23 protein-coding genes and 4 pseudogenes are annotated in these 23,341 nt (G+C 37.3%); 20 read left to right on the top strand and 7 right to left on the bottom strand.

Annotation, left to right across the window (positions count from 1 at the left end; genetic code table 11):
* Positions 1-51: 51 nt before the first annotated feature.
* Positions 52-579 carry a hypoxanthine phosphoribosyltransferase gene (hpt, locus tag ABE41_RS16740; protein WP_066292784.1) on the bottom strand — a complete coding sequence of 176 codons (528 nt, stop codon included), beginning with the start codon at positions 577-579 and terminating at the stop codon, positions 52-54.
* Positions 580-886: 307 nt separating this feature from the next.
* On the opposite strand from hpt, the gene ABE41_RS16735 reads away from it, so the two are divergent.
* Complete coding sequence (locus ABE41_RS16735; protein WP_066292783.1) at positions 887-2,596, top strand: ABC transporter ATP-binding protein; 1,710 nt, start codon at positions 887-889, stop codon at positions 2,594-2,596.
* A 289-nt stretch (positions 2,597-2,885) separates the two neighbouring features.
* Here the strand turns inward: ABE41_RS16735 and ABE41_RS16730 are convergent.
* Positions 2,886-4,240 (bottom strand): annotated as a pseudogene (locus tag ABE41_RS16730) (IS1182 family transposase).
* Between the two features lie 381 nt (positions 4,241-4,621).
* On the opposite strand from ABE41_RS16730, the gene ABE41_RS16725 reads away from it, so the two are divergent.
* On the top strand, positions 4,622-5,182 hold the full coding sequence (locus tag ABE41_RS16725; RefSeq protein ID WP_083207846.1) for a GNAT family N-acetyltransferase: 561 nt from the start codon (positions 4,622-4,624) through the stop codon (positions 5,180-5,182).
* A 229-nt stretch (positions 5,183-5,411) separates the two neighbouring features.
* On the opposite strand, the gene ABE41_RS21575 is transcribed toward ABE41_RS16725, so the two are convergent.
* Positions 5,412-5,936: a CBO0543 family protein gene (locus ABE41_RS21575; protein ID WP_066292777.1), complete on the bottom strand. Its 525-nt coding sequence runs from the start codon at positions 5,934-5,936 to the stop codon at positions 5,412-5,414.
* Between the two features lie 343 nt (positions 5,937-6,279).
* Between ABE41_RS21575 and ABE41_RS16715 the strand changes: the two genes are divergently transcribed.
* From ABE41_RS16715 to ABE41_RS16700, 5 genes and pseudogenes are all read left to right on the top strand, one after another.
* On the top strand, positions 6,280-6,909 hold the full coding sequence (locus ABE41_RS16715) for a flavodoxin family protein (RefSeq protein WP_066292774.1): 630 nt from the start codon (positions 6,280-6,282) through the stop codon (positions 6,907-6,909).
* Between the two features lie 192 nt (positions 6,910-7,101).
* The gene (locus ABE41_RS21570; RefSeq protein ID WP_142301762.1) at positions 7,102-7,146 is read left to right on the top strand and encodes an erythromycin resistance leader peptide; all 45 of its coding nucleotides are present in this window, start codon (positions 7,102-7,104) and stop codon (positions 7,144-7,146) included.
* A 297-nt stretch (positions 7,147-7,443) separates the two neighbouring features.
* A pseudogene (locus tag ABE41_RS16710) lies at positions 7,444-8,157 on the top strand (ATP-binding cassette domain-containing protein); the annotation flags it as partial.
* A 340-nt stretch (positions 8,158-8,497) separates the two neighbouring features.
* A complete protein-coding gene (locus ABE41_RS16705) occupies positions 8,498-8,863 on the top strand; it encodes a DUF2089 domain-containing protein (protein WP_066292772.1) in 366 nt (121 codons plus the stop codon).
* Positions 8,864-8,875: 12 nt separating this feature from the next.
* Positions 8,876-9,280: an SHOCT-like domain-containing protein gene (locus tag ABE41_RS16700; protein ID WP_066292769.1), complete on the top strand. Its 405-nt coding sequence runs from the start codon at positions 8,876-8,878 to the stop codon at positions 9,278-9,280.
* Between the two features lie 316 nt (positions 9,281-9,596).
* Here ABE41_RS16700 and ABE41_RS16690 read toward each other — a convergent pair whose 3' ends face one another.
* Complete coding sequence (locus ABE41_RS16690; RefSeq protein ID WP_066292765.1) at positions 9,597-9,989, bottom strand: hypothetical protein; 393 nt, start codon at positions 9,987-9,989, stop codon at positions 9,597-9,599.
* Between the two features lie 115 nt (positions 9,990-10,104).
* Here ABE41_RS16690 and ABE41_RS16685 point away from each other — a divergent pair, with 115 nt between their 5' ends.
* From ABE41_RS16685 to ABE41_RS16645, 9 genes and pseudogenes are all read left to right on the top strand, one after another.
* Positions 10,105-10,506 (top strand): NUDIX hydrolase, encoded by a 402-nt coding sequence (locus ABE41_RS16685; protein ID WP_066292764.1) that lies wholly within the window; start codon positions 10,105-10,107, stop codon positions 10,504-10,506.
* A gap of 164 nt (positions 10,507-10,670) precedes the next feature.
* Complete coding sequence (locus tag ABE41_RS16680; RefSeq protein ID WP_066292762.1) at positions 10,671-12,719, top strand: molybdopterin-containing oxidoreductase family protein; 2,049 nt, start codon at positions 10,671-10,673, stop codon at positions 12,717-12,719.
* Between the two features lie 32 nt (positions 12,720-12,751).
* On the top strand, positions 12,752-13,345 hold the full coding sequence (locus tag ABE41_RS16675) for a YdeI/OmpD-associated family protein (RefSeq protein WP_066292761.1): 594 nt from the start codon (positions 12,752-12,754) through the stop codon (positions 13,343-13,345).
* Between the two features lie 170 nt (positions 13,346-13,515).
* Positions 13,516-14,151, top strand: a complete 636-nt coding sequence (locus ABE41_RS16670; RefSeq protein ID WP_066292758.1) for a lysoplasmalogenase — start codon at positions 13,516-13,518, stop codon at positions 14,149-14,151.
* A 185-nt stretch (positions 14,152-14,336) separates the two neighbouring features.
* Complete coding sequence (locus ABE41_RS16665) at positions 14,337-14,771, top strand: SRPBCC family protein (RefSeq protein WP_066292756.1); 435 nt, start codon at positions 14,337-14,339, stop codon at positions 14,769-14,771.
* Between the two features lie 130 nt (positions 14,772-14,901).
* Positions 14,902-15,609: a DNA alkylation repair protein gene (locus tag ABE41_RS16660; protein ID WP_066292755.1), complete on the top strand. Its 708-nt coding sequence runs from the start codon at positions 14,902-14,904 to the stop codon at positions 15,607-15,609.
* A gap of 118 nt (positions 15,610-15,727) precedes the next feature.
* Positions 15,728-16,099 (top strand): iron chaperone, encoded by a 372-nt coding sequence (locus tag ABE41_RS16655; RefSeq protein WP_066292753.1) that lies wholly within the window; start codon positions 15,728-15,730, stop codon positions 16,097-16,099.
* Between the two features lie 514 nt (positions 16,100-16,613).
* Positions 16,614-17,855 (top strand): ATP-binding protein, encoded by a 1,242-nt coding sequence (locus tag ABE41_RS16650; protein ID WP_066292751.1) that lies wholly within the window; start codon positions 16,614-16,616, stop codon positions 17,853-17,855.
* 193 nt (positions 17,856-18,048) lie between these two features.
* A pseudogene (locus tag ABE41_RS16645) lies at positions 18,049-18,330 on the top strand (PTS transporter subunit IIC); the annotation flags it as partial.
* 137 nt (positions 18,331-18,467) lie between these two features.
* On the opposite strand, the gene ABE41_RS16640 reads toward ABE41_RS16645, so the two are convergent.
* Positions 18,468-19,157 (bottom strand): LbetaH domain-containing protein, encoded by a 690-nt coding sequence (locus ABE41_RS16640; protein ID WP_066292747.1) that lies wholly within the window; start codon positions 19,155-19,157, stop codon positions 18,468-18,470.
* Positions 19,158-19,300: 143 nt separating this feature from the next.
* Here ABE41_RS16640 and ABE41_RS21405 point away from each other — a divergent pair.
* Together ABE41_RS21405 and ABE41_RS16635 are read left to right on the top strand one after the other, a co-directional pair.
* A pseudogene (locus ABE41_RS21405) lies at positions 19,301-19,387 on the top strand (VOC family protein); the annotation flags it as partial.
* A 132-nt stretch (positions 19,388-19,519) separates the two neighbouring features.
* The gene (locus ABE41_RS16635; RefSeq protein WP_066292744.1) at positions 19,520-20,425 is read left to right on the top strand and encodes an AEC family transporter; all 906 of its coding nucleotides are present in this window, start codon (positions 19,520-19,522) and stop codon (positions 20,423-20,425) included.
* Positions 20,426-20,706: 281 nt separating this feature from the next.
* Here ABE41_RS16635 and ABE41_RS16630 read toward each other — a convergent pair whose 3' ends face one another.
* Complete coding sequence (locus tag ABE41_RS16630; RefSeq protein WP_066292741.1) at positions 20,707-21,060, bottom strand: DUF4260 domain-containing protein; 354 nt, start codon at positions 21,058-21,060, stop codon at positions 20,707-20,709.
* A gap of 311 nt (positions 21,061-21,371) precedes the next feature.
* Here ABE41_RS16630 and ABE41_RS16625 point away from each other — a divergent pair, with 311 nt between their 5' ends.
* Positions 21,372-21,554 carry an aspartyl-phosphate phosphatase Spo0E family protein gene (locus ABE41_RS16625; RefSeq protein ID WP_066292738.1) on the top strand — a complete coding sequence of 61 codons (183 nt, stop codon included), beginning with the start codon at positions 21,372-21,374 and terminating at the stop codon, positions 21,552-21,554.
* Between the two features lies 1 nt (position 21,555).
* Here ABE41_RS16625 and ABE41_RS16620 read toward each other — a convergent pair whose 3' ends face one another.
* The gene (locus tag ABE41_RS16620) at positions 21,556-22,455 is read right to left on the bottom strand and encodes a LysR family transcriptional regulator (protein WP_066292736.1); all 900 of its coding nucleotides are present in this window, start codon (positions 22,453-22,455) and stop codon (positions 21,556-21,558) included.
* A 153-nt stretch (positions 22,456-22,608) separates the two neighbouring features.
* Here ABE41_RS16620 and ABE41_RS16615 point away from each other — a divergent pair, with 153 nt between their 5' ends.
* On the top strand, positions 22,609-23,070 hold the full coding sequence (locus ABE41_RS16615; RefSeq protein WP_066292734.1) for a DUF4362 domain-containing protein: 462 nt from the start codon (positions 22,609-22,611) through the stop codon (positions 23,068-23,070).
* The last annotated feature ends 271 nt before the right edge of the window (positions 23,071-23,341 follow it).

The raw sequence follows: 23,341 nt of genomic DNA, 5'->3' as shown, positions 1-23,341 counted from the left end.
GCTCACATAAAGTGAGCTCTTTTTTTATATTTAATTATTCAACAAACTGGCTTATACTTCCTTTATAGTAGCTATGTATGGCAGGTTTCGGTACATCTCCGCATAGTCAATGCCATATCCGATAATGAATTTATCTGGAATAACAAATCCTACATAATCCGCTTTTAAGTCGACCTTTCGTCGCTCAGGTTTATCAAGCAACGTACATATTTTCATGGACTTTGGTTTATGAAGCTGGAAATGCTCCTTTAAAAAGCTTAGCGTTAATCCGGAATCGATGATATCCTCCACAAGCACGACATTTTTACCTGTGATGTTCACATCGATATCCTTTAGCAGTCGGACTTTTCCAGTAGTTACCGTTTGATTGCCATAACTCGAAGCTACCACAAAATCAATCATAACTTTTCCGTTCAGTACTCGGATTAAATCTGCAGCAAAGACAAATGCACCTTTTAATACAATAATAAATACGAGGGGTTCATCTTGGAAATCCTGTCTAATTTGCGTACCGATTTCTTTCACTTTTTGCATCAATTGATTTTCTGTTATTAAAATGTTATCCATTTCGTATCCCATAATCTCACCTTCCTATTTCGTATTGTTTCCCATTATTGTTAAAACATTATAATAAATAAGGAGCATTGATAGTTTGACAACAAAAAAACAGCATGAGAATCTGTCGTTCCTTAATGTTCGAAAGTCAGGAGTATTTCTTCAGATAGGAGAAGTACTATTTATACTGAGTTAAAAAATCTTAGGGAGGTAGAAAAACACAAATAACTACTTGAAGTGATTGTAAGATTTACTTCTGTTCTGTATAATTGAGAACGGATTTCAATTAAGTCCTGTTCACTTTATAAAAATAGAAAAAGGGGGTCTCTTCGTGCTGGGTAGATTCTTTGCATACTATAGACCTTATAAATGGTTGTTCATACTGGATTTTACATGTGCCATTCTCGTCGGAATCTTGGAACTAGCTTTCCCTTTAGCAGTCAATCAAGTAATAGATCGTTTGCTCCCAGAAGGAAACTGGGGAATCATCTTATTCGCCTGTCTGGGCCTATTACTTATTTATCTATTCAATACAGGTCTGCACTATGTTGTAACCTATTGGGGGCATAAACTGGGTATTAACATTGAGACAGACATGCGTCAGCAACTGTTTACACATATGCAGAAGCTTTCATTCGGGTACTATGATAATAATAAAACGGGGCATAGTATCTCCAGACTTACAAAAGATCTGGAAGAGATTGGAGAAGTGGCCCATCATGGACCAGAGGATGTCTTTGTCGCCGTGATGACATTGTTCGGATCTTTTGGATTGATGCTAACCATCAACTGGAAGCTAGCTGTCCTCTCTTTTATTGTCATTCCTCTTCTTATTATTTTGGCGATCTACTTTAACAAGAAGATGACTGTTACCTTTAGAAAAATGTTTCAAGATGTTGCTGAGATCAATTCAAGAGTGGAGGACAGTATCGGCGGGATCCGGGTTGTACAGGCTTTTGCAAACGAGAAATACGAACAGGAAAAGTTTGAGAAGAACAATCAAAACTATCGCTTAACGAAGCTGCATTCTTACAAGATCATGGCTCAAAACGTAATGTCTAACTATGTATTGATGAGGATGGTAACCCTTTTCACATTACTATTCGGTACCTTCTTTGTCATCAGAGGAGAACTAACCTATGGACAATTTGTAGCATTTATCCTTCTTTCGAACATATTGATCGGACCGATTCAAAAGATTAACGCAGTTATTGAAAGTTATCCAAAAGGAATCGCAGGTTTTAAGCGGTTTACAGAAATCATGGATACGACTCCTGATATTGCTGATGCAGAAGATGCGATTGAGATCGACTTATATGGCGCTATTCAATACAAAGACGTGACATTTGGCTATGAAGGTCATAATAAGGTCTTGAACGAGATCAGTTTGTCTATTCAGCCTGGGGAGACGGTAGCTTTTGTAGGACCATCAGGTGCTGGAAAAACGACTCTTTGCAGTCTCCTTCCCCGTTTTTATGAAATTCAAAGTGGGTCGATCACCATTGACGGAATTGATCTAAGGGAAATGAAGCTGGAATCGGTAAGAAAACAGATCGGTATTGTCCAGCAGGATGTATTTCTCTTTTCGGGTTCGATCCGAGAAAACATTGCGTACGGCAACTTGAAGGCTTCTGATGAGGAGATTATGGAAGCAGCAAAAAGAGCACGCCTTGATGATTTCATTATCAATCAGCCGGAGGGGCTCCAAACTGTTATCGGTGAGCGGGGAGTGAAGCTTTCTGGTGGACAGAAACAGAGGTTGGCTATAGCTCGTATGTTTTTAAAAAACCCACCTATCTTAATCCTTGATGAAGCCACTTCTGCACTAGATACGGAAACAGAAGCGGCCATCCAGAAGGCTTTAGAAGAACTTACAGAAGGAAGAACTACGCTTATTATCGCGCATAGATTGGCAACGATTAAAAATGCAGATCGCATCATGGTTGTGACGAATGAAGGAATTGCAGAACAGGGGAATCACCAGGATCTGATGGAGTCCCAAGGCATATACAGCCGATTGCATGCTGCTCAGTTTGGTTAATAATAACCCAATGGGTGGTTTTACAATTTTTATTCATCTCTTACCTTTTTAGCTAATGATTGAAAGTCTAACTGATCGAGTTATCGCAAAAAAATAAGGAACTAGATCAGTTAAACGTAGAATATCAAACGTTTTCAGCATGGACCATGGACGATATAATATGGAACAAAACAAAAGAGGTCTCTTCTTATAAGAGACCTCTCAGAACGTAGACAAACCCCATCTCAAATTGATTTGAGATGGGGTTTGTTCATTTTTTCTAGGTTTTCCAAAGGAATTCTAGCTTAACTTACACTGGACATGGACCTCGCCATGTCCAGTTTGCCAGTTTTTTAAGATTCATGGCAGCGAAAGTAAGCATCGCGTGCGCGGAAACTTTTTTAAGCCCTCTCAGCTTCGTCCAACGCATACCATGCTTTTCTTTTGCATCAGCGAAGACACGTTCAATCGTTTCTTTTCGCTGTGCATATATTTTTTTATTCTCCTCCGTATGACGAAGGTGATCGGCTTCCTCCAAGTACTCCTCCCAGATGTGCCGGTGGATCATCTTGATGTGCTGTTTACTCTGCGTACATTGAGAAAGCAAAGGACACTGTTTGCACTTCAAAGGATTGGAAGCGTATTGACGATAGCCCTCGCGGGTCGTCGTTCTATAGGGTAACGTTTCGCCTTGCGGACATATGTATTGATCGTAATGTTCATCGTAAACATATTCGTACTTCTTCATGTATCCATCTTTGGTTTTCGGTCGTGTGTAAGGCATTACTGGGCGAATTTCCTGGTCCATCAAAAACTTGGCAATCGGCGGTGTTTTATATCCTGCATCTACAGCTAAGGCGTTCGGTTTTCCTACGTTTTCTAACAACTGATTTACAAGTGGCTCGAGCATTCTACTGTCATGAACATTGGCTCCGGTGACGAGACTTCCAAGAATAAAACCTCTTGAATCACTGGCGGTGTGAAAAGAGTACGCAAACAGCTTTTCCCGTTCGTCCTTTACATAGTAGCCACTCTCCGGATCCGTAGTGCTCACTTTAACTTCTTTCGTATCTTCTTTTGTTTGAGGGGTTAGTGCTTTTTTCCGTGTGCCTCACGGTCGATATTGATTTCTTCTTCAAGTTTGTTTTGATAGCTGCGCGTTTCCACACGTACTATCTTCTTATCAAACTTCTTCTTATTGGCATTGGCTTTCACATGCGTGGAATCGATAAAAGCAATAGTGGGATCAACCAGACCATAATTCGTAGCTTCACGTAGAATCCGATAGAAGATCTGTTCGAAAAGATCACTATCATGGAAACGACGTGCGTAATTCTTCCCGAACGTTGAAAAATGAGGTATCTTCTCGCTGAAGTCATAGCCTAAAAACCAACGATAAGCGACATTCGTTTCAATCTCTTTTATCGTTTGGCGCATTGATCGAATACCAAATAAATATTGAAGGAGCACCATTTTGACTAAAACAACAGGGTCCACGCTCGGTCTGCCATTATCCAAAGAATATGTATGTTTTACGGCATCATAAATAAAGTCAAAATCCATGACTTGATCAATTTTTCGTACCAAATGATCCTGAGGTACAAGCTCGTCAAGAGCTGCTAGAGTAACTTGGTGACGTCCTTCAGTAGAATGCTTAGATAACATGTAAATTTCTCCCCTCAAACATTATCTAATTTAATTCTACAATAAAAAAAGCTTGTAGACATCTGACTTTGTCTACAAGCTGAGAGGTCTCTTCTTATAAGAGACCTCTTTCTATGTGAAAGGAAAACCAAAAGAACTGAGGACTAAGTGGATGGGAAAAGATTATGCCCAATGTGAATAGATTCTGACTGAATTTCTGCCCTAAAGGCCAGATTGTGGAACAAGAGAAGGTATTTTCCATTATAACTCGAATCTAAAAAAGGGCTGTTTATGGGCTTGAGGACATTAATTTAATAGAATTGCAGTAAAAGGTGATATTCTTTTCTTTATTTAAGAATTATAGAATGGGTGAAAATCATATTAAATATTTTCTGAAAGGGTGTGTGTAGTATTTTATCCACTAATGTATTTTATTTTAAATCTAAGAATGGAAAAACAGTTACTATTAGAGAGGCTAAAGAACAGGATGCAGAAAGAATGCTAAATTCTGCTTCAAAAGCTTTAATAAACGCTCCATACATGCTAAGTACGGTTGAGGATATAAAAAAGATGAGTGTTGTTGCTATTCAAAAAACGTTAAAAGCTTATCATGAAAATCCAAATTATGTACAGTTTATTGCTGAAGTTGAGGGTAAGTTAGTCGGTAAAATAGATTTTAAGAACGGAAACAATGAAAAAATTAGTCATCAAGGGGCTTTTGCAATGACCATACTACCTGATTATCGAAATTATGGTATTGGAAGAGCTCTTTTAGAAACGTTAATCAATTGGGCTAAAAATAACAGTATGATTGAAAAAGTTTGTCTTGAGGTAATGGAAGATAATTTAGGTGCAATCAAGTTATATAAGAATCTAGGCTTTTTTGAAGAGGGTAGAAAAGCAAAAGGTGTAAAATTGGAAGGCGGCTATCAAGATTTAATATTAATGGCATTATTCGTTTGAATTTGAACAGTGTTCAACAAAACCAGCTAATATCGAAATAAGAAGGGTACTTATTCATACTTCTTCTTCAACAATCGGGTTCAATTCTATATTATTGATTGCGCTCGTTATTCCATTTATAGAGGGCATTTCTTCAGAAAAGATTCCACAAACCAGTGCATTTCTGTAATAAGAAATGTACCCGTTTTTATATATTGAGTAGTTTACCTTTATGGTTCTATCCTCTCCATTACTTCATTGATGTAATGGGGACATCAAAATAAATACATAAAAAGATGATAAGGCCAAATGAAATGACCCATGTAAGTAACTGTCGATCTTGATGTAGACGAAGCATTACAAAAATAACGATATAAAAAAAGAAAGTTGCAATTAAATTCCAACCATTATGATGTGAAAGAATGCCAAGATTTAATGCCCCAAATTCAAAAAGTGTAAAAAAGAGAATCCATGCAAAGATATATATGAATTGTATGAACTTGCTTTTATTTTCAGGATAATGACCAAGGTAAATTAACACTTTTACTGGGAAGCTTATAAATGTAACTGCAATTGAAATCAAGGTATGATTAGGTAAAATGAATTTATCAAAAGAAGTATGAAATCGCCACATCGTGTAATCGTACAATAAATAGTTATATAATAGGTCCCCAATTATAAAAAAGAGTATGGTAGGGTAATATTTCCTCCAATTTTTCCAGTCTCCCCACTTCCAGCCTGCCAGTATAAATATTATTAATAAAAGGATATGCACTGTTTCACTTCCTTTAAATTACAACCTGATATACTCCTATAAATCTAACCTATAATCTATAAAATGATAATCCATATTTTAATTTTGCAAGTCTATTCTCCTTTTATATTAGAAATACTAGGAACTACTGGAGGAATATTATGGTATTATCTTTCACATTTACTTTATCTTTTATAACTGTTCTCGGTTTCTTTTTAATGCCTAGGAATACGAAAAATTCATTTATAGTAAGATCTATGCCAAAAGCATTTTAATAACTCCGTGATACTTTTAAATATGCTTGATGGTTTGGTTTTAATGGATTGAAAACAGGTTATTTAAAGTAATAAAAGGAGAGGATAACGTGAAATTAAAAGCATTATTATTAAACGCGTCTTTGAAAAGCAGTGAAGATATATCAAATACTGAAAGCCTGATGAACGAAGCAGTGACAATCTTTCGTGATAAAGGGATCGAAACGGAGATGCTTCGGCTAGCAGACTATAAAATTGCGTTTGGTGTGTCAGCTGATGAGGGGAACGGCGATGAATGGCCACTCATCTTGAACAAGGTAAAGGAGGCAGACATTCTCATCCTAGGTACACCGATCTGGCTCGGAGAAAAGAGTAGTCTAGCGACTCAAGCGATCGAAAGGCTCTATGGGTCAGGCAGTATGACCAATGATAAAGGGCAGTATATCTATTATAATAAAGTGGGCGGAGTGGTAGTGACAGGTAACGAAGATGGTGCGAAACACGCTAGTTCCTCCATTCTATATAGCTTATCTCATATTGGATTTACAGTTCCGCCTAACGTAGACACATACTGGGTTGGGGAAGCGGGACCTGGACCTTCGTTCATCGAAGCAAGGGGAAAAGAGAACGAATTTACAATGCAACATAACCAGATCATGACTTACAACCTGATCCATTTTGCACGACTGTTAAAAGAGCATCCCATCCCAGCAGAAGGAAATATCGTAGAAACGAGTTGAACGAAAGGTAAGTCTGACCCCGTTCATATTAAAGGAGCGATGCTCCCTTCGTTCTCCTCAAAAAAGAAAGATGCACCAACGGTTCTATTCTGGTAGTCATTCTGGTGGAATCACGATAATTGCTTTTGACAATATTTAAAAAAGCAAATACAATGAGGTTATATGTTTAATTAAAAGGAGGATTATTAAAAAATGACACATGCTATGAGACTTCGTTTCCCAACTTTGAATCAGTAATTTAATACGTTCAAAGGCTCTGTTTGTATTTGCAGAGTAAACGGGATCAGTCTGTCCTTTTTTAATAATCTTCATTTTGTAAGTTTCATTTCTCAGTGAAGAAAAGCGGATGAGTCTGCTTTTCTTTATTTTTTTTAAATTTCCTTCTGATGTAACGTGAAAGAAGGTTTATTTGGTGACAGCTTTCTTAGCTTATCGACTTAATCAAAAAGGATAGGTTTCTTCCCCTTACTCTCTAATCACAGGCAGATGTCCTGTGATTTTTTGTTTCTTAATAAAAATTGGAGGTAGTAAGTGATGGAAAAAATATGTCTTAAATTAGAAAATATAGAACTTACCTATTTAGATCGATTAGTGTTAAAAATCCCGCGTCTTGCTGTGCATCAGTTTGATCGAATCGGAATTGTTGGTAAGAACGGGGCTGGCAAGAGTACCCTGTTGAAGTTAATGGACGGTCAAATCAAACCAGAGAAAGGTCAAGTCAAAAGCTTTTCGGATATCGCTTACTTTGACCAGCTGGCATCCCCTGTTGGAAGAGAAGTAGATTGCGAATTAGCTGGTAAACTATCCATTCCACAAACCGAAATTGAAAATTTTAGTGGTGGTGAACAAACTAGATTAAAGTTAGCACAGATTTTTTCCAGCTATCACGAAGGTTTGTTGATTGATGAGCCAACCACTCATCTTGACGAAGAAGGCACACGATTTTTTATTGAAGAACTGACATATTATTATGGGGCACTAGTATTAGTTAGTCATGACCGCTATGTATTAGACCAGCTTGTCACGAAAATTTGGGAAATCGAAGACGGCTGTGTTACAGAATACACAGGAAACTATTCAGAGTATAGGGCCCACAAAGAGCTTCAGCGAAAGCAACAGCAAGAACAGCATGAACACTATATAAAAGAAAAGGCTCGTCTCATTAAAGCTGCAGATGAAAAGATGAAAAAAGCGGATAAAATTACACAGGCAAATGGACATATATCCAAAAAGGAAACATTGATAAAGTATGGATTTAGCATACACTTTTTAGGGTTCCTCAAGTACGACCTCTTTTGAGGGAAAACTTTTTGAGAACAAAAAAGGTTATCTGCATTTCATTAAGAAGGCTTTATATCAAAAAATAGGCAGTAAGGTGTATATATACATAATCGTTGAGACTTTCCATTAATGTAAGCCTCTTTTTTGTTGCTGTTAAATAAAATTAATAAAAAAATATAAAAACAAACTAAATAGTAAGAGTTGAATTAAAATAATTAATATCATAATTAAATATATTTATATTTTTTGTTCACTTTTTTAATTTTGTTGTATATAATCAAATTAAACAAAAAGAAAGGAATCTGATATGGCTCATCCATTACTTACGAATTGTCCTGTTTGCACACAAACGCTCAAGATTACGAAACTGCATTGCTCACATTGCCAAACGACAATCGAGAACGAATTCGAATTATCCAAATTTGCTTCACTAACTAAAGAGCAGCTTTTTTTTGTTGAAGTCTTTCTTGTATGTAGAGGCAATATTAAAGAAGTTGAAAAAGAACTTGGAATCTCATACCCAACCGTTCGAGGCAAGCTGAACGACATTGCATCTTCATTAGGGTATGAACAAAAAAAGAAGAATGAAGTAGACGAGAAAAAAATCGTTATGATGCTTGAACGTGGAGAGATTAGCCCAGATGAAGCAATAAAAATGTTAAAAGACGAATAGGAGGAATATGAAATGAAAAGTGAGATTGAAAAAGTGTTAACAATGGTACAAGAAGGTAAGATTGACACTGAAAAGGGTTCTGAATTAATTCAAGTTTTAAAAGAAAAGGAACATAATACATCTGTTAGACCATTAAGCTATACGTCTCATAAACCTTCTAGTTACATCGACAAAACATTAAAGATACGCGTCGTATCTGCTGAAAGTGACAACGTAAATGTGAACCTTCCAATTAAACTTGTAAAGGTTGTACTGGCAGCAGGTCACAACATCGCTTCAAAGATTCCTCAATCTGAACAATATGTAAAAGATATTGATATTGACCTGATCTTAGACGCAATTGAAAATGAGCTGGACGGTCAGATTGTTGATGTGAAATCGGCAAACGGTGATACCGTTTCAATAGTTATTGAGTAGAGGATACAGAACATGTTACATGTAAATGTAAAAACAAAAGGGGCAACGTTCACAATACCTGTTCCTTATGTCCTTTTAAACATCGGTGTTTCGATCTTAACCTCCAAACTGTTAATTCGACATGTAAACAAATGGTCGAAACCTCATCTAGATAAGAAAAATATATCCTTTACCATTCCTTCCATAGATAAAACAGAACTCAAACGTAAGATTATAAAACTAAAAAAGTCGAATTCTTAGCATACGGGAATTCGACTTTTTATATGATCAAACCATGAGCGACAAACCTCCCGCTCAAACCCTTTCGTTTGGGGTATTAAGAGGTATGATTTTTTTGATTTTTAACGTTCATTATCCATTGATAGAGAGTTAGAATTAGAGAAACGATTAAAGATAAAAAGAAACCGATAAAACCTTGTATCATAACCCAACCTACTGTAAAGGTCATAAACACCCAAAGGTACCATAAGCCACCTAAGAATATAAATACCGGGCCGTCGAACGAACGAAGTTTATTTTTAAAGTAAAAGAGCGCAGCAGTAGTTCCGATCAAACAGAGAGTATAAAGAGGTTTTATATGCATTTCAAAACGGGACTGAGCATCTTCTGGAGATTCATAAGGTTGAGATAGCTCTACAAAGGTAAGAGCTATAGTGATGAGGGAAATTAATGATAATAGCCATATAGTTCCTTTATTTACCGTATTCATTCCAATAGCCTCCTCTCCAATCTTTAGTATTTATTATAATTGAAAAACTCATCGTAGTGTTATATTTTGGAAAATGCATATGATGAATAATTTTTTGAAACTGGAGGTCAAATGTATGCCAAAGGTTGGCGTATTTGCAGCAATTTTTGATGAAGATGGAAGAATATTATTAACTAAAATCAAATACGGATCAGGGAACTGGACATTACCAGGAGGGCATCTAGAAAAGAATGAATCACCAATAGAAGGTGTAAAAAGAGAAGTTTACGAAGAGACAGGCTATATCGTTGAAGCTAACCATTTAATAGCCGTCTATTCATCTCCTTTGAAGGATGATTTAGTTCTTCTCTTCAAAGTGGCTATAGTTGGTCAAGACAGTTGGGAACCCAATAGCGAAATAGAAAAGATTGCTTTTTTTGAAAGAAATGAATTACCGTCACAACTTCATCCTTGGAATATCAAAAGGATTAAAAATGCCTTTAATCAAGTAACAAGTAACATCCATATTTTTAACTAGGGTTTAACAACAATCGGATAGGTCGTAGTTTAAATAGAAAAAGGCTTTTCTTTTTTATGCTGTACATATCGGTACCACTTGCGAGACGATTATATTTTATGATGTTAGAATTAATTTAAAATCTAACAAGTTGGTGCCTGACACCAATGGAAAGGAGACCGTCTATGTCCTCTTTTGTAGATAGCCCAAATGGTATTTTTCCTTCAGTTTGTTCACTTGACTGCCCGGATCAATGCGGGTTGCTCCTTCATAAAAAGAACGGAAAAATTATCAAAGTCGAGGGTGACCCCAATCATCCAGTTACGAAGGGGTTTATTTGCAACAAAGTTCGAAATATGACAGAACGAATCTATGATAAAAAACGGCTGAAATATCCCATGAAGCGAATTGGTGCTAAAGGAGAAGGGGAATTTGTCCGAATAAGCTGGGAGGAAGCTATAAATACGATTACCACCCGCTGGAAGGAACTGCTGCAAAGCGATGGAGCGGAAAGTATTCTGCCCTACAGCTTTTATGGAAATATGGGAAACCTAAGTGCTGAAGGTATGGACCGCCGCTTTTTTAATCGTTTAGGAGCTTCTCAGCTTGATAGGAGTATTTGTAACTCGGCCGGTGCAGCTGGTTATAAATATACAATGGGCGGCAGTTACGGAACCGATCCTGAGGATACCATCCACACGAAGCTGTTTATTTTTTGGGGGATTAATGCTGTAAGTACGAACATGCACCAAGTTGCCATTGCCCAACAAGCTAGGAAACAAAATGGCGCTAAAATCATTGTGATTGATGTCCATAAAAACAAAACTGCTAGAATAGCAGACTGGTTTATTCCTATTTTACCGGGTACTGATACCGCTCTGGCTTTGGGACTGATGCATATTTTATTTGCTGAAAACATGGTGGATTCCTCATTTCTAGAGCAATATACAGTCGGTTATGAAGAGCTGCGTGAACATGTTGAGCAGTATGACCCTGTTACCGTATCGGGCATTACTGGCATTCCGGTCGAGGATATTGTTCAACTTGCAAGGATGTATGGTAAAACTTCACCTGCGTTTATCCGGATTGGAAATGGCCCGCAGCATCACGACAATGGCGGTATGTTTGTGAGAACGATTTCCTGCCTTCCTGCGTTAACAGGACAGTGGCTAGTAAAAGGAGGAGGAGCTATCAAAGGGAATTCCGGATACCTGGCACACAATACGGCTAATTTGCAGCGGCCTGATTTGTTAAAAAATAAAAAAACGCGGGTGATTAATATGAATCTGCTGGGAGAGGCCTTGCTCACTTTAGATCCCCCAGTAAAATCGCTTTATGTATATGGCACCAATCCAGCTGTTGTTGCGCCAGCAGGCAATAAGGTTCGAAGTGGTTTGAAACGGGAAGACCTTTTTACTGTCGTCCATGATTTATTTTTAACAGAAACGGCAAGATACGCAGACATTGTTTTGCCGGCCACGTCATCCTTTGAAAATACGGATTTTTATACGTCGTATTGGCATCACTATATTCAGCTCCAACAGCCGGTAATCGAACCATTTGAGGAAGCAAAGTCAAACATTGAGGTGTTCCGGCTTCTGGCTAAAGGAATGAACTTCACCGAAGCTGCTTTTGAAGAGACAGAAGCGGAATTAATTGACCAATCATTAGCAAATCCCAAGAATCCTTATATTAAAGAAATAAATTTCGAAACCTTATCGAAACATCATTATCTTAAGGCAAAGGCGAGATTTCCTGACAGCTTTCCCACGCCGAGCGGAAAAATAGAACTGTATTCCGAAAAGATGAAACAGGACGGTTATCCTCCATTACCAACATATGTACCTTTAATAAAGGATTCTGATCACTACTTTCAATTTATAGCAGCGCCAAACCATAATTTTTTAAATTCAACTTTTGCGAACCAGACGAAACATATCGAACTAGAAAAAGAGCCTGTAGTGGTTTTGAATTGTGAAGATGCAGAAAAGTTGGACGTGAAGGATGGAGATCAGGTTCGGGTTTGGAACGAGCGAGGGGAATGTATTCTTAAAGCGAGTGTTGGTGTCAATGTTCTTCCAGGTGTGGCCGTTACTCAAGGCCTTTGGGGGGCAGAAAAAGGAACTAAACATCTAGTCAATGCGCTTACGCCTGATCGAATTGCAGACATGGGCGGTGGTGCTACCTTTTTTTCAGGGAGAGTAACCGTCGAAAAAATAATTCTTGAATGTTAGCTGATCGAAAAATTGATGAGGAGTGTTCCTTAATGACAAATAATAGAATGAATCGTAAAGTTGATGGATTTTTACGAAAAACAAAACAGTGGAAGGAAGAATTTGAGCAGTTAAGACCTATCATTCTTGACTGTGGACTGACAGAAGATATTAAGTGGATGCATCCTTGTTACATGTATGAGGAAAAGAACATCGTATTGATGCATGGATTTAAAGATTATTGTGCGCTTCTGTTTCACAAAGGAGCCTTGTTAAAGGATCCCCATGGGATTCTAATTCAACAAACGGAGAATGTACAGGCGGCGCGCCAGATCCGGTTCACCAATGTTCAAGATATTATTGAAATGGAATTCATCATAAAAGACTATATTCTTGAAGCCATTGAGGTTGAAAAAGCAGGTTTGAAAGTAGAATTAAAAAAGCATACAGAATATATAATCCCAGAAGAACTTCAAAATAAATTCGATGATATACCTGATTTGAAAACGGCTTTTGAATCATTGACGCCAGGACGGCAAAGAGCTTACATTCTTTATTTTTCTCAACCTAAACAATCCAAGACGCGAGAGTCTAGGGTTGAAAAATATATGCAGCAAATTCTCGATGGAAAAGGATTAAATGATTAGTCCATAAGAAAAGAAAATTACTGCTAACAAAAAGTGTACCCTTTGGATTTTTGTTGAAAGGTGCACTTTTCTTGAAATAAGCGTGCATTTTCCCAAGAAGGAAAGGCGCACTTTTTTATGAACTATATGAAAGATTATTGTAGTGGTAACAATGAGGAGTGGGGATTACAATGACTATTAACCTTTTTTCTTCAATCATTCTGATTTCATCCATAACATACCTTTTTTCGATTAAACATAACAATCAAACTCTTATTTATATTCTCAAACCAGGGACCATGCTCATGATTATCCTTTTTGCACTAACGAGTACTCCCTCAATTTATGCCTGGTGGATAATCATAGGTTTACTATTATCCTTGATAGGTGACGTATTTTTAATGGTTCCTAAAGATCGATTTCTCCATGGACTTATTTCTTTCCTGGCAGCTCATGTTTGTTACATTATTGCCTTCCTTCACATACAACTTCAGCAAGAGGTGAGTGTGTTTGTTACAGTTAGTTTAGTAGCAATAGCACTTCTATTCTTTATTCGATTAGTAAAAGGAAAACGGTTTAAAGGTGGAAATCCACTTATAGTTTCGGTATTTACGTACATATTCCTTATTACGAGTATGGTATGGGTTTCTATTTTGACAGAAAATCCATTTATCATCATGGCAGCTTTTCTTTTTTATTTTTCAGATGCAACACTTGCTTGGGATCGGTTCATTAAACCTCTAAAATATAGACACTATTTGGTGATGTCTACCTATTTTCTTGCTCAATATTTATTTTCTTTATCCATTCACAAGGTAGTTTTATAGGAATATTCTTCAAGAAGGAAAATTGCACTTTTTTCTTGAAGTAAACGGTAGGTTAGTTAGTAGGAGAGGAGGATTGACACATATAAGCAATTCGAAAAATTTAACATGACACCAGGAGCATTTGCCCGTTTTTTTCATAGAAATCTAGTAAAAATAATAATATTATCGAGAGGTGGATCATTTACATGGAGACAAGTAATAAAGTAACCATAACGGTAGAAACGACAGTTCACAAACCGGTTGCAGAAGTTTGGAAATATTGGACAGAACCACAGCATATTACAAAGTGGAGTTTTGCTTCTGATGATTGGCATGCGCCAAAAGCTGAAAATGATTTAAGGGTTGGCGGAAGATTTCTTACGAGAATGGAAGCTAAGGATGGTAGTTTTGGATTTGATTTTGGCGGTGTTTATGACGAAGTAAAAGTAAACGAGTTCATTTCTTACACGCTTGATGATGGAAGAAAAGTGACGATAACGTTTAATAGCCAAGATAAAGATACGAAGATCATTGAGACTTTCGAAGCAGAAACTACCAATCCTGTTGAAATGCAGGAAGCAGGCTGGCAGGCGTTTCTAGACAATTTTAAAAAATACAGTGAAACCTCTAAAGAAGAGTAGGATAATAAAATCATACTATATTCAATCTACATGAATCGTTAAGCTATATTTTCTTATGCACTTCTTCAAGAAGGAGAAGTGTATTTTTAATTACATTCTATAACGATATATAGGAGGAAGTGTGAAACAAATGAATTTACAAATGGTTATGCAAGAGCTTGAAGCTCTCGGTAAAGAACGCACCAAGAAAATTTACATATCAAATGGCGCGCACGAGCCGCTTTTTGGTGTGGCTACAGGCCAAATGAAACCAATCGCCAAGAAAATTATAAAAGATCAACCTTTGGCTGAGGAGCTTTACGCTACAGGCAACTACGATGCAATGTACTTTGCAGGCATAATTGCAGATCCAAAAGCAATGACTGAGGCGGATTTTGAGCGTTGGATTGATGCTGCGTATTTTTACATGTTGTCTGATTATGTGGTTGCAGTAACTTTAGCTGAAACGGATATTGCACAAGTCGTTGCCGATAAATGGATCGCTAGCGGTGAAGAGCTGAAAATGTCAGCTGGCTGGAGTTGCTACTGCTGGCTTTTGGGTAATCGTCCGGATGTTGAATTTGACGAAAGCAAGATTGCCAGTATGCTTGCTCAGGTGAAAAATACAATTCACGATTCTCCTGATCGAACAAAATCTGCTATGAATAATTTTATATACACTGTGGGGGTTTCATATTTGCCGCTCCATGATAAGGCGGTCGAGACGGCTAAAGCAGTCGGCCCAGTTGAGATTAAACGGGAGAAGAAAAAAAGCAGTTTCTTACTCGCTTCCGACAGTATTCAAAAGCAAGTAGAAAAAGGGAAGATTGGTTTCAAACGAAAATATGTAAGATGTTAAACAGTAACTCTGTAACGCACGTCAATTACGGATTGCTTGAGAAGATAAGTGATTATAAAATAAAATGACATTGTTGAGAATTTGAATTTTGAAAGTATTAGCATCAAAGGAGGAAGACATGGAAGTATTCTCAAAATACTTAGCTGGTATCGATAACCCGGACCACCGCGAACGAACAGAGGAAATTTTGGCGTGGGTGGCTAACAAATTTCCAAATTTAGAACCGCAAATCAAGTGGAATACACCGATGTTTTCCGATCACGGTACATATATTATTGGCTTTTCCACAGCAAAGCATCATTTGAGCGTTGCACCCGAAGAGGTAACCATGGAGAAGTTCGCTGATGACATCAAACAAGCTGGCTACAGTGCGACCAAAGGCTTGTTTCGAATACCTTGGAAAGAGCCGGTAAATTACGAATTACTTGAGAAAATGATTGAATTTAATATTCAGGACAAAGCAGAATATACACATTTTTGGCGGAAATAATACATCTCACTTTATAAAATAAAACGCATGACACGAAAAAATGTCATGCGTTTTTGCGACTCAATTAAGGCGCATACACCAAAATAGTAGCTGTATGCGAGTATAAAGAGATCTCTAACTTTTTATTCAACCAGCGTGTTCTTGAACAAAAGAGGAGGATAAGATCTGAATATTATCGAAATACTCATCATCTTCACGATCGTTTATGCTATCAGGTATTTTATGGAGCCGGAATATAAAAAGCGAAAAAAGAAGTGGATAGTCATTGATATCATTATTACTTCAATATTAGCTTTAATAGTTGAATATTTAGTGAATATCTTCCTTGATTAACGGGTGCGTTGCTGCGCCTGTACTTAGTAGATAAACCTAGCACGTCAGCGGAAATTTTTTTAAAAGACAAGCTTCCATAATGATAGATATAAATACCTAGAATTTAGTTTTATATACAAGGATATCCCTATAATTTGTCGAAAATCAAAAAGACAGGTAAAACTAGGAAGTAGGGAACGGTATGTGGGAATCTATTCAAAGCATGTGCTTGCACGTGGTCTTCATTCTTTTTACAATCCTTATCTATCAAGTGTTTTTTAATGAAAGAGAAGAGAAACGGAAAAGAATCCGTTCGAAATTTTTTCTGTTCATGCTGATTATATTAATCTTTACAATGAGCCAGCCTGTCTATTATTTCGATATCTATAAGTATGACTTTAAAGCGGTCGCTATCATATTATCCTTTTTATACGGAGGCAAAAGGGCAGGTTTTGCAGCCTTTTTGGCCCTGCTAGTTATCGGTGCTTTTACAGACCAGAAGCTGTTAATCCTATTTGGAAATTATACAGTATTTTGTCTATTGTTACTCCCTGTAACGAGTTTATATCACCGTTATCGTATAAAAGGGAAAGTCATCTTGATCAGTTTATTTTATATGATGATCCCGATCACAAGAGGGATTTTTCTACAGATAAAAGGAGACAATCGGCAAACCTTATTTGAATTAAGTTCTTCTCTGATTATTTTGGCAACCCTGATTGCAATTATATATTTAATTGAAAATATGAATGAGCAAATTGAAATGAAACAAGAGCTGATTCGAACAGAAAAAATGAATGTTGTCAGCCAGCTGGCAGCTTCGGTCGCACACGAAATCCGTAATCCGATGACATCTGTCCGGGGGTTTATGCAGTTAATGCAAAAAGAAGAGTTAACGAAGGAACAGCAATTGTACATAAGCATTTCGATTGAGGAATTAGATCGGGCGCAGGAAATCATTAATCAATATTTAGCGCTCGCTAAGCCGCAAACCAATCAATATGAAACCATTGATTTAACTTCTGTCATTCAACAATCGATTGACGTGATGCATTCTTACGCCATACTGAATAGCATTCAAATCACACAGCAAGTGGAACCATCTCTTGAAATCGAGGGGCTTAAGCTAGAAATCCAGCAAGTGTTGATCAATATCATCAAAAATGCGATTGAAGCGATTAAAAGCGAAGGGGAGATCTGGATATCCGCTGCAAAAAATTCCAACGGCTTCATATCCATTAAAATTAAAGATAACGGTGTGGGATTGACCGAAGACCAGCTAAAAAAACTAGGCAGCCCGTATTACTCAACAAAGGAAAAAGGGACTGGCCTGGGGTTAACCGTATGCCATCAAATTGTAAAGCAGATGGGCGGACAAATTATGATTAAGAGCGAGTTGAAAAAGGGAACATGCTTTACGTTAAATCTACCGTCTAAAAAATAAAAAAACAGATAAATATACGATGAAATGAACCGACTCTGCAAAAAGAATCGGTTTTTCATTTTTAATTAAAACTTTGCCACTATGACAGGAATTTTCAAGCGTAAGATGCTGGTAAATCAGCGTCTTTTTGTTTGTTTTTATACAACAAAACGGTCAAACTGTGCCTAGGATACGTTATAGATCAGTAGAGTTTATTATTGTGCATCCACTTGTTGGATTGAAAGTAATTGTTCCAGGGTTAGTACCACATTTCTTTACGGGTGCAGCTGCTGGTGTTTTCGGTAACGCCACAGGCGGTAGAAGAGGTGCGATGTTCGGATCATTTGCTAATGGCCTAATCATTAGTTTCTTGCCTGCCATTCTTTTGGTGTTATTAGGGGATGTCGGTTTTGAAGGAACGACATTTGGTGATTCAGATTTCGGCATGATTGGGGTATTGATTTTAAGTATTATGAAATTATTAGGATTAGCCTAAAAAACTAGTTTAACAATTAATAGTATTAAAAAAGCAGCCGTCCAATGGAACGGCTGCTTTCCTCTTATTTACAATCGAATCTATAATTTGGTCCTAGTCTTCACTATGAATCTCGTATCCTGCTCCTTCAAGAGGCACTAATCTTCTTTACATTCTTTGTATTCATATTCGTGATCGGTATAAGTAACACCGCAAGAACAGCGGCAATCGCCAAACAATAAATGATAACCAGCCGGAAACTCCTGATTGACTCGCTGTACTTCTCTTGCAAATTCTTTGCTGTCAGCAGGTACCTTTGAAAGAGCATCTGCTTTCTTTTGAGAATCGATATAAGCTCCAGGGGGAACGAACCGATTCTTACCAACATGAACACCATTGGTGACGACAGCATTATACGAAATAAAAGATCCGCTTTCTACAATAGCGTCATATACAATCGCTTTGAATCCAACAAATACCTTTTTTCCGATATAACAAGGTCCATGCACAAGAGCTCCATGTGCGATGGAGACTCCCTTGCTTATGAAGATGGAATAATCATTTCCATCTACACTAATGAATTTATCTTTTAAGCCATGCAAGATTACGCCATCCTGAAGATTAGTGTTGGATCCAATGTGAAAAGGAGTACCTTCATCTGCACGTATGCTTACAAGAGGAGCCACGTAAACATTTTTTCTTATGGTGACATCACCGATCACACTGGTAAAAGGACTAATAAATGCACTTTTATCAATCGTTGGACAAACTTGAACAGGATTAAATGATGTAATTGGGTTAGGGCTGATAAATGGCTGGAAACATTCACCCGAATCATTGTGTTTCATACGAACCACCTCTGATAAATTTATCTAATCATGTTATGCAAGGTTGTCGTATAGGTACCCATTTTATTGAAACGCAATCAGATAATGCGTATGAGTGGAAAGGCAAAAAGCATATGGATTATGAGGAATGAATTTTTGTGGCTGGGGAGATTGTATATATGCCTTCTGGCAGGGGATTTAACTTTGCAGATAATGAAGAAAATTATTTTGACATCATGGAAAAGAGTTAATGATACCAAAAGGGCTTCCTTTCACAAACAGTAAAGCCTTTTTTGTTTTTTTATTTAACAGAGCTAATCATATCAAGTCAAGTTAAATGGTATGTTACGATAGATGAAGTGAATAAGGAAGAAGGTTTATACATGTTAGAACTTCTGAGTATCGTCTTGCCGGTTTTCGCTATCTTTTCTATCGGATTTATCGGTCAAAAGGTAATCGGTTTTGAGACACAAACGCTTTCAACAATGGCTCTATACCTTATGTCTCCCTTTCTTGTTTTCCGGACTTTCTATGAAACTACTTTGACGAAGACATATGGGTACATGCTGATTTACACGCTAATGCTTTGTTTCACACTTATTGCGTTCGTATATGCAATCAGCTTTATTAAAAAATACACTGTTCGGGAGACGTGCGGAGTGATTCTCGCGTCAGCCTTCATGAATAACGGAAACTATGGAACACCTGTCGCACTTTTTGCTTTTGGTGCTGCTGGCCTTGATTATGCGGTTGTGTTAATGGTCATTCAGCAGCTGGTGATGTGCACGGTCGGCATTTACTACGCAGCAAAAGGAAGTCCTGAAAACGATGGAGTCTCATCTGCGCTAAGAGCAGTAGTAAGAATGCCGATCTTATATGGTGCGATAGCTGGTGTTATATTTCAACAGCTGGATATCAAAATAGGAGGTTCCATTGCAGAAGCTCTAGATTTAGTCGCAGACTCGGCCATTCCGACCATCATGATTATTCTGGGAATGCAGCTTGCGAAAATTTCTTTGCGCAATGTTCAGGTCGAAAAGCTGACATACTCACTCTTACTAAAATTGTTCGTTTCACCGATAATCGCGTATGCTATCACCCTATTTTTACCGATAGACCCAATGCTTAAAGCAATCATGATTTTAATGGCGGCCATGCCTTCTGCGGCGAATACGACCATGTACGCCCTTCAATTTGGCACAGAACCAGACTTCGTATCTAGTGCTACATTAGTCAGTACTCTTCTCTCTTTAATCACGCTGCCAGTATTGCTGGCTATCCTCTTATAAAGCTCCTTTCTAACAGATTATTGCTAATGAATTTTTTTAAGTACTTCATTGATAGTTGATTGGAGCGCAAGGTGCGAGACTCCAGCGTGCCAGCCACCTGATTATACGTCTTGCAAGGCATGGAACGAGGAACACGCATCGTCAGGATTTTCTTGCAGACGCAGGAGCACACATACATCATTGAAGGTGAGACTCCTATGGACGCAAAGCGTCGAGGAGGCTCACCGCCGCAGGCTTGTCTAATGTGATTGGAAAAATAATTGATATATAAGTGGAAATTTTTAAGACGCCACTTTATGTAAATGAGTATCTTTGAAGTGACTAGGGTATTTGAGTCCATATCCAATTGATCGATCCATGGCGATATGGGCAGAGAGGATCAGTCCTAATGCAAGGAGAAGGTCGATTGACCAAATAAATCCTGCCATTAATAAGATGATTGCTAAAATGTAAGTGTGAAAAAGGTTATAACATATTGAACCAATTTTATTATTAATGAGGTAGCCTAACATGGATAAGTCAGGACTAAAGAATAACAGAATAAACAACAACCAGCTAAATTCATTCTGAAAGTAAAAATACACACTTATTAAAAATACGAATAATCCTTCTACATGCAGAAGAAATTTTGGCAAAAGTTTTCCCCCTCTATTAACCTCAAATAACATTCATGACCACATTTGATTTTAACATAAATTTCCTTAAAACAGTGACTTTTGATTCATAAAATTTTCGTCAACACAAGCGGAAAAGCTCAAATCTTTTTGTGACCGCAGCAATGAACAAAATAAAGAGAGGTTTCCAAGTACCATCCTCCTTCCACTAACTTAAGCAATACTGAAAAACTATTAAAAAACATTAAATTTACATAAAATGGGGTTCGCTCTATCCTTAAATTATAAACAGAAAATGGAATAAACTAGTGTGCTAGAAAGGGATTGCTTTAATGGATTACGAGATGCATTTACTATTGCAAGAAATCAAAAGATGCCGTCAGAAAATGTATGAGCTTAGACCGAGCTCAAATGATTTTTCTAATCATGAACTTGTAAAACAAAGTCAGATGCTGGATAAGTTAATCTTTTATTATCAAAAGAGTATGCTAGAGAAAGAACAGAATGCTAACTAACTTATTGATCTAGTAAATACCTTACGATTTTATCGAATTCTTTTGCTTCTGCCGTGAATCCTTTTGTAAGAGGATATAGCGTCCAAAAATCTTGAAGAATAAGATCTGGATTCTTAAATGGAATAAGGGCTAAATTTCCATTAAGTACATCTGGGTTCTTTTTAAAAGTAAAGTTCAAGACGAAAGAAAACGCATGTCCGTCTAGAATAGCTGATCGCAACACTTCAACGTTGTTTGATGAAAACAAGATTTGATTATTATTGAAATACGTATCATTAAACGTTGTTCCGCCTTTTGAATTGTAAATGACGATCTTTTGATCGGCCAGTTCATCAGGGGTTAAAAAGTCCTTATAGTATAGTGGAGATTTCTTTCCTGCACATACACAGACATGACCAGTGTAGAGCGGTTCATACCCAATTCCTTTTTCATGCTTCATAGAAGATAGATCATACTCTGTAAAAGAACTTAACCCAATATCGATACTTCCATTCTTAATTTCTTCTAAAATATTATCCTGGTCGATTTCTTTGATCATGACGTTGACCTCAGGAAACAGCTCATGAAACAGGATAAAGGCATCATACACCGTATAGGTGAGTGCTGGTGCACAGCCTACTTTTAATGCTAGTCTTTTTGCTTTTTGTTTAATAGAAAGCTCTTCTTGCAGTTCATCCATCTTATGTAGAATTTCATACGCTTTAGACACGATGAATTTTCCTTCGGGAGTCGGTATTGTGCCGTGCCTGGAACGGGTAAATATCGAGATGCCAAACTTTTTTTCCAGTTGTGTGATGGATTGACTGATCGCAGAAGGGGAGAGATGAAGCTTGTCGGCTGCTTTTGTGATCGAACTTTCTTTAGCAACTTCTACAATGTATTTGATTTGTTCTAAATTCATAAAATTTCTCCTTTTAGTTAAGCAGACTTTAATGAAAAAGATTATAAATTCATTTTAACTTAAATTACATTTATTGTGTTAAGTGGAAAGTTGCGACTAAATCATTTTGTTTATCGTCTAATCTATAAATGGACTTAAATTTCAGGAGGCAAAATGAAGATTTTAAGTTTAGTCGCTATGATTACGGCAGGTATTTGGTTAAACGGATTATATGATAATGGAGACGGTAAGAAAACAGCTCTTCTTCCTATCCACGAACCCCCTTCAGAAGCTTACAACATGAATGAGGCAAAAAAGAGAGGAGATATTATATGGGGATATGAGTATTACAATATTGAGCGGTTTCATGAGTTTTTAGCAAATACGAATGCTAAAATGAAAGATAAAATTCGAATCACGAGCTATACAATGGAAGGAGACCCCATCTTTAAGGATCTTGTTTTTGACGGAAAAAAATATCATTACACGTTTGATAATTCCCATGATGCTTATGCTGGACAAGACAAAGGCATATACAAAGATATCTGTTCTGAAATACTAATGGAAGAACCAGCTGAACCTGCCTTTATTTTAAACGGTTGTTCAAAACAAGTAGATACCACTGAATTGTTTTAATGCGATTAGAACCAAAAGAAATAATAAAAAAGGAATAAATAAACTCGCGGGAACTCCTTCCCGCGAGTTTATTTATTTGGCTCTTTTCGAAAGGATTGTTGCTGTTAGCTCTTCATTTGCAAGTTGATTGAAGCGCAAGGTGCGTGCCTACAACCTGAGATTACTTTTCGCAGGGCATGCGACGAGGAATTGCGCTTCGCTGAGTTTACTTGTAGATGCAGGAGCACAAATGCTTCTTTTAATGTGAGACTCCTAATGGCGCAAAGCGGCA

It is taken from the genome of Fictibacillus arsenicus (genome assembly GCF_001642935.1).
In the GTDB taxonomy this organism is placed as follows: Bacteria; Bacillota; Bacilli; order Bacillales; family Fictibacillaceae; genus Fictibacillus; species Fictibacillus arsenicus_B.
This window is presented reverse-complemented; position numbering and strand designations above follow the sequence as displayed.